Source organism: Streptomyces sp. NPDC060194 (assembly GCF_042728285.1).
Classification (GTDB): domain Bacteria; phylum Actinomycetota; class Actinomycetes; order Streptomycetales; family Streptomycetaceae; genus Streptomyces.
The window spans coordinates 1-8,966 of the sequence record NZ_JBHWZH010000191.1 but is presented as its reverse complement, the minus strand read 5'-3'; the positions used below and the strand labels follow the sequence as shown (position 1 = coordinate 8,966).

At 73.4% G+C, this 8,966-nt stretch carries 8 protein-coding genes; 6 read left to right on the top strand and 2 right to left on the bottom strand.

Annotated elements, in window-relative coordinates; translation table 11 throughout:
- Window positions 1-51: 51 nt before the first annotated feature.
- Complete coding sequence (locus tag ACFWEG_RS26725; RefSeq protein WP_387220059.1) at window positions 52-1,551, bottom strand: peptide MFS transporter; 1,500 nt, start codon at window positions 1,549-1,551, stop codon at window positions 52-54.
- A gap of 363 nt (window positions 1,552-1,914) precedes the next feature.
- Here ACFWEG_RS26725 and ACFWEG_RS26720 point away from each other — a divergent pair, with 363 nt between their 5' ends.
- Together ACFWEG_RS26720 and ACFWEG_RS26715 are read left to right on the top strand one after the other, a co-directional pair.
- A complete protein-coding gene (locus ACFWEG_RS26720; protein ID WP_387220057.1) occupies window positions 1,915-2,592 on the top strand; it encodes a response regulator transcription factor in 678 nt (225 codons plus the stop codon).
- A gap of 15 nt (window positions 2,593-2,607) precedes the next feature.
- Window positions 2,608-3,897 (top strand): ATP-binding protein, encoded by a 1,290-nt coding sequence (locus ACFWEG_RS26715; protein ID WP_387220055.1) that lies wholly within the window; start codon window positions 2,608-2,610, stop codon window positions 3,895-3,897.
- Window positions 3,898-3,904: 7 nt separating this feature from the next.
- Here the strand turns inward: ACFWEG_RS26715 and ACFWEG_RS26710 are convergent, their stop codons facing one another.
- Window positions 3,905-4,456, bottom strand: coding sequence for a GtrA family protein (locus tag ACFWEG_RS26710; RefSeq protein ID WP_387220052.1), 552 nt, complete (start codon window positions 4,454-4,456; stop codon window positions 3,905-3,907).
- Window positions 4,457-4,563: 107 nt separating this feature from the next.
- Between ACFWEG_RS26710 and ACFWEG_RS26705 the strand changes: the two genes are divergently transcribed.
- The 4 genes from ACFWEG_RS26705 (at window position 4,564) to ACFWEG_RS26690 (ending at window position 8,882) form a co-directional block, all read left to right on the top strand.
- Entirely contained in the window at window positions 4,564-5,721 is a 1,158-nt protein-coding gene (locus tag ACFWEG_RS26705) for a 5-(carboxyamino)imidazole ribonucleotide synthase (RefSeq protein ID WP_387220050.1), read from the top strand.
- On the top strand, window positions 5,718-6,248 hold the full coding sequence (gene purE / locus ACFWEG_RS26700) for a 5-(carboxyamino)imidazole ribonucleotide mutase (protein WP_387220047.1): 531 nt from the start codon (window positions 5,718-5,720) through the stop codon (window positions 6,246-6,248). Before ACFWEG_RS26705 ends, purE begins: the two co-directional genes overlap by 4 nt.
- A gap of 100 nt (window positions 6,249-6,348) precedes the next feature.
- The gene (locus ACFWEG_RS26695; RefSeq protein ID WP_387220045.1) at window positions 6,349-7,554 is read left to right on the top strand and encodes a dipeptidase; all 1,206 of its coding nucleotides are present in this window, start codon (window positions 6,349-6,351) and stop codon (window positions 7,552-7,554) included.
- Window positions 7,555-7,649: 95 nt separating this feature from the next.
- Window positions 7,650-8,882, top strand: coding sequence for a dipeptidase (locus ACFWEG_RS26690; protein ID WP_387220043.1), 1,233 nt, complete (start codon window positions 7,650-7,652; stop codon window positions 8,880-8,882).
- The last annotated feature ends 84 nt before the right edge of the window (window positions 8,883-8,966 follow it).

The window sequence follows — 8,966 nt, the reverse complement described above, 5'->3', positions numbered from 1 at the left end:
CACCTCTTCGGTGCGGCGGTCCTTTCGCGTGCGGGCGGGGCACGGGACGTCCTAGTGGACGCCCGCCATCATCGGCTGCACCTTCTTGCGGAACACGAAGACCGCGATGCCGGCCAGGGCCGCGATCGCGCCCTGGGACGCGAACCACCACCCGGTGTCGGTCGGCGCGCCGATCAGCTGCAGCAGGGCGATGACGGAGTCGCCGGCGGTGACGGCCAGGAACCAGACGCCCATCATCTGGGAGCCGTACTTCTCCGGCGCCAGCTTGGTGGTGAGCGACAGGCCGACCGGGGACAGCGTCAGCTCGCCGACCGTCTGGATCAGGTAGACCCCGCACAGCCACAGCGGCGTGACCTTGGCGTCGCCGGAGGCGGCCGCCTGCGCGAGCATCATCACGAAGAAGGACAGGCCGATCAGGAAGACGCCGTTGGCGAACTTCGTGAGCGTGCTCGGCTCCTTGCCGCGCCTGTTCAGCGCCACCCACAGCCAGGCGAAGACCGGGGCCAGCGCCATGACGTAGAGCGGGTTGAGCGACTGGTACCAGCTGGAGGGGAACTCGAAGCCCCACAGGGTGTTCGCGGTGTTGTCCGAGGCGAAGACCGTCAGCGTGGAGCCGGTCTGGTCGTAGATGCCCCAGAAGATGGCGGCGACGACGAAGAACCAGATGTACGCGGAGACCCGGGACTGCTCGGTGGCGGTCAGGTCGGGGTCGCGCTTCATCTTGACCAGGTACCAGACCGGCAGCGCCAGGCCGAGGATCGTCAGCGGCCACAGCATCCAGTTCACGGTGAACAGGCCGCCGAGGGCGACGGCGCCGTAGAACACGACCGCCAGGCCGGTCCAGAGCGCGACCTTCTTCCAGAGCGCGGCCTTCTCGGCGGCGGACACCGGTGCGGGGACGACGTCGGACTCGGCCGACAGGTGGCGGGTGCCGAACAGGAAGCACATCAGGCCGAGCGCCATGCCGACACCGGCCATCGCGAAGCCCAGGTGCCAGTTGACCGTCTGGCCGACCGTGCCGATCGTCAGCGGCGCGGCGAAGGCGCCGAGGTTGATCGCCATGTAGAAGACCGAGAAGCCGCCGTCGCGGCGCGGGTCGTTCTTGTCCGGGTAGAGGTGGCCGACCATCGTGGAGATGTTGGCCTTCAGCAGACCCGAACCCGCGGCGATCAGGCCGAGGCCGAGGTAGAACGAGCCGGCCCACGGCAGGGCGAGCGTGAAGTGGCCGGCCATGATGACCGCGGCGCCGACCGCGGTGGTCTTCCGCGGACCCCAGACCCGGTCGCCGAGCCAGCCGCCCGGCAGGGCGAGCAGGTACACCAGGGCGTTGTAGACGGAGTAGATCGCCGTCGCCGTGGCGACGTTCAGACCGAGACCACCGTCGACGACGGCGGCCGACAGGTACAGGACGAGCAGGGCGCGCATCCCGTAGAAGCTGTACCGCTCCCACATCTCGGTCAGGAACAGGTAGGCCAGACCGACGGGGTGGCCGAGGAAGGTCTTCTCGCCGCGCGGGGGCGCGGACGAGTCCTTCGTCAGAGAGGACGCCATGGGGGTTCCTTGCTGGCTCGGGACGCGCCGCGGCCCTGCTCGCAGGGGGAGCGGACGCGCCCGGGTGGGGGGAGGTCGGCACCGGCACGTGGGGTACCGGGAACCACGCCCCTGCCGCTTCCTCGCGGACGGGGGCCCGACCTACAGGTCTGTGCCGGGGCGCGCGGCCACGACGGGGCGCACGCACGACCCGGACACTCTACGGACCATAAAAACCCGTTTGGAAGGGTTTGAGAGATGGATCACAGGTGAAACCGGAACCGTACGCGCAGATTCCAAGGTCCGTACCAGGATGCCACCCACGGATCGGTCGCCTGCACCATCAGCCACCGCGGCCCGTTCCCCGCGGACTACCATCACCCCATGACCCGTGTACTGCTCGCCGAGGACGACGCGTCCATCTCGGAACCGCTGGCCCGCGCGCTGCGCCGCGAGGGGTACGAGGTCGAGGTGCGCGAGGACGGCCCCGGCGCCCTCGAGGCCGGCCTGCGCGACGCGGTCGACCTCGTCGTCCTCGACCTCGGACTGCCCGGCATGGACGGCCTGGAGGTCGCCCGCCGGCTGCGGGCCGAGGGGCACTCCTTCCCGATCCTGGTGCTCACCGCCCGCGCCGACGAGGTCGACACCGTGGTCGGCCTCGACGCCGGCGCCGACGACTACGTCACCAAGCCGTTCCGCCTCGCCGAGCTGCTCGCCCGGGTCCGGGCCCTGCTCCGCCGCGGCGCCGCCGAGCACAAGGAGGCCCCGGCCACCCACGGGGTGCGGATCGACGTCGAGTCGCACCGCGCCTGGATGGGCGACGACGAGCTCCAGCTCACCGCCAAGGAGTTCGACCTGCTGCGGGTCCTGGTCCGCGACGCCGGCCGGGTGGTCACCCGCGACCAGCTGATGCGCGAGGTCTGGGACACCACCTGGTGGTCGTCGACCAAGACCCTCGACATGCACATCTCCTGGCTGCGCAAGAAGCTCGGCGACGACGCGGCCAACCCGCGCTTCATCGCCACCGTCCGGGGTGTCGGCTTCCGTTTCGAGAAGAGCTGACGGTTCCCTCAGCGCATGCGCCGCCGACTGATCAACTCCACGCTCGCCGTCGTGCTCGTCGTGATCGCCGTCTTCGGGGTCTCGCTCGTCCTCGTCGAGACCCGGACCATCACCAACAGCGCCCAGGAGCGCGTCGACTACGAGGCCGCCCGGCTGGCGAGCATCGTCGACGCGCGGATCGTCGACGGCGAGCGGATCAGCACCACCGTGCTCGGGCAGCAGCTCGGCGTCGACCGGTACGCGCGGGTCGAGATCCCCGGCCGCGACACCGTCGAGATCGGCACCCCGCCGGACGGCGAGGTGATCGAGGGCAGCGCCACCGGCGAGCGCGGCGAGACCGTCACCGTCCAGGAGCCGCGCTCCGCGGTCACCCGCGAGCTGGGCGCCACCCTGCTGATCATCGCGGCCACGGCCCTGCTGGCCATCGTCGCCGCCGCGCTGCTCGCCGTCCGGCAGGCCAACCGTCTCGCCTCCCCGCTCACCGACCTCGCCGAGACCGCCGAGCGGCTCGGCTCCGGCGACCCCCGCCCCCGGCACAAGCGGTACGGCGTCCCCGAGCTGGACCGGGTCGCCGACGTCCTGGACGGCTCGGCCGAGCGGATCGGCCGGATGCTCACCGCCGAGCGGCGGCTGGCCGCCGACGCCTCGCACCAGCTGCGCACCCCGCTCACCGCGCTCTCCATGCGTCTGGAGGAGATCTCCGCGACCGACGACCTGCCGACCGTCCGCGAGGAGGCGGCGATCGCGCTCGCCCAGGTCGAACGGCTCACGGACGTCGTCGAGCGGCTCCTGACGAACTCCCGCGACCCGCGGACGGGCTCGGCGGTCGCCTTCGACCTCGACGACGTGGTCCGCCAGCAGCTGGAGGAGTGGCGCCCCGCCTACCGCAGCGCCGGGCGGGCCGTCGTGCACTCCGGGAAGCGGGGGCAGCGGGCCGTCGGCACCCCCGGCGCGGTCGCCCAGGTGCTCGCCGCGCTGATCGAGAACTCGCTGATGCACGGCGGCGGCACCGTCGCCCTGCGCAGCCGGGTGGCGGGCAACCAGCTCGTCGTCGAGGTCACCGACGAGGGGCCCGGCGTCCCCGCCGACCTCGGGGCGCGGATCTTCGAGCGGGCCATCAGCGGCCGCAACTCCACCGGCATCGGCCTCGCGGTCGCCCGCGACCTCGCCGAGGCGGACGGCGGCCGCCTGGAGATGCTGCAGACGAAACCGGCGGTCTTCGCGCTGTTCCTGTCCCGGGCCAGCGACGACGCCGGGCAGGACGGCGTCCCGGCCGCCCCGCCGGAGCCGGGGCCCGTGCGCTGAGTCCGTCCTACGGCGCCCGGCGGTCGGTGGCGCGCGGCGGCGCGGGGGCGTCGAGGAACGACTCCGCCTGCGCCAGCGCCTCCCGGGCGGGCAGCGCCCGGAACACCCACGTCCGGTACGACCAGAAGCGGAACAGGGTGGCGACCCCGATGCCGACGAACTTCGCGATGTTGCTCTGCAGCGGGGTGTCGAGGCCGAGGCCGTAGGTGACGGCGTACAGGATGCCGTTCTCGATCACCAGGCCCGCGGCGCTGAACAGCAGGAACAGCGAGAGCTCCTTGGTGCGGCGGGTCTTGTCGCGCTCGCGGTAGGTGAAGTAGCGGAAGCCCACGTAGTTGCACGCGATGGCGACGACGGTGGCGATCACCCCGGCCCGGACCACCTGCAGTTCGGTCGTGTGCCGCAGCAGGTTGAAGACCGCGAAGTTCACCAGGAGCCCCAGACCGCCGACGGCTCCGAACTTCACCACCTCCCGCCAGATCCGGGAGGACCGCGAGCCCCGCGCGCCCCCGGACGCGGGCGCGAGCGTGCTCCCGGGCTTCGGTGCAGGTGCACTCATGGTGGTCGCTCAGCCCCGCTCCGTCGGTTGCGCCCGGTTCACCCCGGTAGCGCCACTCTAACCAGCCGCCCGGTCGGCCCGCCGCCGCCGGCCGATACCCTGGACGGGTGACGTTCCCGGTAGTCGGCATGGTCGGCGGCGGTCAGCTCGCCCGCATGACCCACGAGGCGGGCATCCCCCTCGGCCTGAGATTCAAGCTTCTGTCCGATACTCCGCAGGACTCGGCCGCGCAGGTCGTGGGCGAGGTCGTGGTCGGCGACCACCGCGACCTGGAGACGCTGCGCGCCTTCGCGCAGGGCTGCGACGTGATCACGTTCGATCACGAGCACGTCCCCGTCGAGCACCTGCGCGCCCTGGAGGCCGACGGCGTCCCCGTCCGCCCCGGGCCCGACGCGCTGGTGCACGCGCAGGACAAGGGTGTGATGCGCGAGCGGCTCACCGCGCTCGGCGCGCCCTGCCCGCGGCACCGCCTCGTGAGCGACCCGGCGGACGTCGCCGCGTTCGCCGCGGAGGGCGACGGCTTCCCCGTCATCCTCAAGACGGTGCGCGGCGGCTACGACGGCAAGGGCGTGTGGTTCGTCCGGTCCGCCGACGCCCCCGAGGCCCGCGACCCGTTCCTGGCCGGTGTGCCCGTCCTCGCCGAGGAGAAGGTCGACTTCGTGCGGGAGCTGGCCGCCAACGTCGTCCGCTCCCCGCACGGCCAGGCCGTCGCCTACCCCGTCGTGGAGTCCCGCCAGGTCGACGGCGTCTGCGACACCGTCATCGCGCCCGCGCCGGACCTCGACGAGGACCTCGGCGGCGAGGCGCAGGCGCTCGCGCTGCGGATCGCCGAGGAGCTCGGCGTCGTCGGCCACCTGGCGGTCGAGCTGTTCGAGACCCGCGACGCCGAGGGCCGGCCCGCGATCCTCGTCAACGAGCTCGCGATGCGCCCGCACAACTCCGGCCACTGGACCCAGGACGGCGCGGTCACCTCGCAGTTCGCCAACCACGTGCGCGCCGTCCTCGACCTGCCGCTCGGCGACCCCCGCCCGCGCGCGAAGTGGACGGTCATGGCCAACGTGCTCGGCGGCGACTACCCGGACATGTACCGGGCGTACCTGCACTGCATGGCGCACGACCCGCAGCTCAAGATCCACATGTACGGCAAGGACGTGAAGCCCGGCCGCAAGGTCGGCCACGTCAACACCTACGGCGACGACCTCGACGACGTGCTCGCCCGCGCCCGTCACGCCGCCGACTACCTGCGAGGAACGATTCAGGAATGAGCGCCACCCAGCCGCTGGTCGGCATCGTCATGGGCTCCGACTCCGACTGGCCCGTCATGGAGCAGGCCGCCCGGGCGCTCGACGAGTTCGGCATCCCCTACGAGGTCGACGTCGTCTCCGCGCACCGCATGCCGCGCGAGATGATCGCGTACGGCGAGGAGGCGGCCGGCCGCGGGCTGAAGGCGATCGTCGCCGGCGCGGGCGGGGCGGCCCACCTGCCCGGGATGCTCGCCTCGGTCACCCCGCTGCCCGTCATCGGCGTGCCCGTGCCGCTGAAGTACCTGGACGGCATGGACAGCCTGCTGTCCATCGTGCAGATGCCGGCCGGCGTCCCGGTCGCGACCGTCTCGGTCGCCGGCGCGCGCAACGCGGGCCTGCTGGCCGCGCGCATCCTGGGCGCGGCCGACCCGGCCCTCCAGGAGCGGATGCGGGGGTTCCTGCAGGAGCTGAACGAGCAGGCCACCGAGAAGGGCAAGCGGCTGCGGTCGAAGGTCGCGGGCACGGACTCGTTCGGCTTCGGCGGCTGAGCGGCGTTCTCATGCCCCGAGGGGAGGGCGGGGCCCACGGCGGCCCCGCCCTCCCGTCCTTCCCCCCGGCCATCACCTCCCCGCGGACACGGAGCACGACATGACGACCGACCTCGACCCTGACCTCCTCGCCGAGGCCCGGCGCCTGCTCGCCGAGCACCCCGTCGTCGACGGCCACAACGACCTCCCCTGGGCGCTGCGCGGCCAGGTGCGCTACGACCTCGACCGGCGCGACCTCGCCGCCGACCAGTCGGAGCACCTCCACACCGACCTGCCCCGGCTGCGGGCCGGCGGCGTCGGCGCCCAGTTCTGGTCGGTTTACGTCCGCACCGACCTGACCGGTGACGCGGCCGTGAGCGCGACCCTGGAGCAGATCGACGCCGTCGACCAGATGCTCGCCCGCTACCCCGCCGACCTCGCCCGCGCGCTCACCGCGGACGACATGGAGCGGGCGCGCGGCGAGGGCCGGATCGCGTCCCTCATGGGCGCGGAGGGCGGCCACTCCATCAACGAGTCGCTCGCCACGTTGCGCGCGCTGCACGCCCTCGGCGTCCGGTACATGACGCTGACCCACAACGACCACATCCGCTGGGCCGACTCCGCCACCGACGACGGACCCGGCGTCGGCGGACTCAGCCGCTTCGGCGTCGAGGTGGTCCGCGAGATGAACCGGCTCGGCATGCTCGTCGACCTCAGCCACACCGCCCCCGCCACGATGCGCGCCGCGCTCGCCGCGAGCACCGCGCCCGTCGTCTTCTCGCACTCCTCCGCGCGCGCCGTCGCCGACCACCCGCGCAACATCCCCGACGACGTCCTCGAACTGCTCGCGGCCAACGGCGGCGTCGCCATGGCCACGTTCGTGCCCAAGTTCGTCCTGCCGGACGCGGGGGAGTGGACCCGCCGCGCCGAGGACAACATGCGGGCGCACGGCCTGCACCCGCTGGACACCGACCCCGCCGCCATGGCCGTCCACCGCGCCTTCGAGGCCGAGCACACGCGGCCGGTCGCGACCGTCTCCACCGTCGCCGACCACCTCGACCACCTGCGCGAGGTCGCCGGCGTCGACCACATCGGCCTCGGCGGCGACTACGACGGCACCCCCTTCACCCCGGCCGGCCTCGACGACGTCTCCGGCTACCCGCGGCTGATCGCCGAACTCCTGCGCCGCGGCTGGTCGTCGGCCGACCTCGCCAAGCTGACCTGGCACAACCCGGTCCGCGCGCTGCGCGCGGCGGAGGACGTCGCCCGGGCGGAGCAGGCGGTCCGGGGGCCGTCCAACGCGACCTTGGAGGAGCTGGACGGATAACGGCCCGTCACCCGTTCGGCTCCACGCACCGTGAGGGAGGAGTGCCTGCGTGTCACGGTGGACGTAGCCCATTTGCCTTAAACCGGAGCCGCTCCATGGCCGACACAGCCCCCACTTCCCGGACCGCCACCTCTCTCCTCCCCCCGGAACCGGAGGCGGCCGGCGTCGGCCCCACCTCCGCGCCCGAGGGCGCGCCGGAGGGCCGCGCGCAGCAGGACGACCCCCTCGCCCGGGCCCGCACGCTGCTCGCCGCCCACCCCGTCGCCGACGGCTTCAACGGCCTCGCCCGCGCCCTGCACTCGCTGCCCTGGTACGACATAGAACTGGGCGAGAGCGCCCTGGACACCGACCTCCCCCGCCTCCGCGCAGGCGGCGTCGGCGCCCAGTTCTGGTCGCTGCACACCGCGCACCCCGCACCGCGGGGCGCGGACGACGACACCGACGCCGACGACTGCGCGGTCGGCGGCACGCTGGAGCGGATCGACCGCGTGCAGGCCCTGGTCCGCAGCCACTCCGAGGGCTTCCTCATCGCCCGCACCGCGGAGGACGCCGCCGACGCCCGCTCCCGCGGCCGCGTCGCCTCGTTCCTCGGGCCCGCCCCGGCCGCGGCGATCGGCGACTCGCTCGGCACCCTGCGCGCACTGCGCGACCTCGGCGTGCACAGCCTCACCCTCGCCGGGGCCCGCTGGACCCGCGACGGGCGCGGGCTCACCCGCTTCGGCGTCGAGGTGGTGCGGGAGATGAACCGCTGCGGGATGCTCGTCGACCTCTCCGGCGCGACCGAGGAGACGACGTACGCCGTCCTCGCCGCCGCGAAGGCCCCCGTCCTGTTCGCCCACTCCGGCGCCCGCGCGCTGACCGACCACCCGGCGAACGTCCCCGACGACGTCCTCGCCGCGCTCGGCGCGGCGCGCGGCCTGTGCATGGTCGGCTTCGCCGCGGACCGCACCGGCCCCCGCCTGGCCGACGTCGCCGACCACCTCGACCACGTCCGCGCGCTGGCCGGCCCGCACGCCGTCGGCCTCTCCGGCGGCTACGACACCGGCCGCCCCCACCCCGACGGCCTCCCGGACGCCGCCGCGTACCCCCACCTCATCGCCGAACTCCTCACCCGCGGCTGGCCCGACGCCGACATCGCCCTGCTGACCTGGGGCAACGTCCAACGCGTCCTGCGCGAGGCCGAGTTCACCGCCCGCGCCCTGAGCCGCCGCCGCGGCCCCTCGACCGCCCGCATCGACGAACTCGACCAGCCGATCCGCCCGGCCATGTTGGCGGCGGAGAGCAGGGCGACGAAGCCGGCGGCGGCCGCGACCGAGACCGGGGCATGATCTCCGCTTCACGAAGGCCTTCAGGGGGAGGATGCGTGAGGGTGGAGATCAACTCCGAGGCTGCGGTGGCGGGTTCGCCCGTGG